General features: G+C 78.6%; 1 pseudogene. It reads left to right on the top strand.

Annotated elements, in window-relative coordinates:
* Nucleotides 1–659 (top strand): annotated as a pseudogene (locus ACLBXO_RS31665) (glycosyltransferase); the annotation flags it as partial.

Below are 659 nucleotides of genomic sequence, written 5' to 3'. Positions count from 1 at the left end.
CCCGACCTCGCCGCCGCCGGCGTCGACCCGGTCGACCACTACATGGCCTCGGGCTGGCGCGAGGGCCGCGAGCCGGCGCCGCAATTCGACACCCTGGCCTACTGCCTCACCCGCGGGATCACCTTCGCCACCCGGAACCCGCTGGTCCACTACGTCCTCCACGGCGGCCCGGCCCGCCCCGACCCGGAGGCCGCGCTCGCCCTGCGGGTCGAGACCCTCGCCCCCTACTTCGACGCCGCCCATTACCGGCAGCGCCTGCCCGAGCCGCAGGCCGAGGCGCTGGCCGGGGCCCCGGACGACGCCCTGCTGCGCCACTACGTGGCGGAGGGCTGGCGGGGGCGGATCGGCCCGCGGCCGGACTTCGACCCGGCCGGCTACGTGCAGGCGCGGGCCGGCAGCCGGGCGGTCGCGGACGACCCGTTCTTCCGCTACGTCGCCGAGGCGCGGCTGACGGGGGCCGAGCCGTTCTCGGAGCCGCACCGGCTGAACCTGCCGGCGGTGGACGCGGCGTGGTACCGGGCGACCTACCCGGACGTGGGCGGGCGCGAGCCGTTCCTGCACTTCGCCGAGGCGGGCTGGCGGGAGCTGCGCGATCCCGGCCCGGGGCGCTCGACGCTGGCGGCGCTGCTGCGGGTCTGCGGGCTGCGGCCGGCGCGGGC

The organism is Methylobacterium sp. C33D, assembly GCF_053345825.1.
This window is presented reverse-complemented; position numbering and strand designations above follow the sequence as displayed.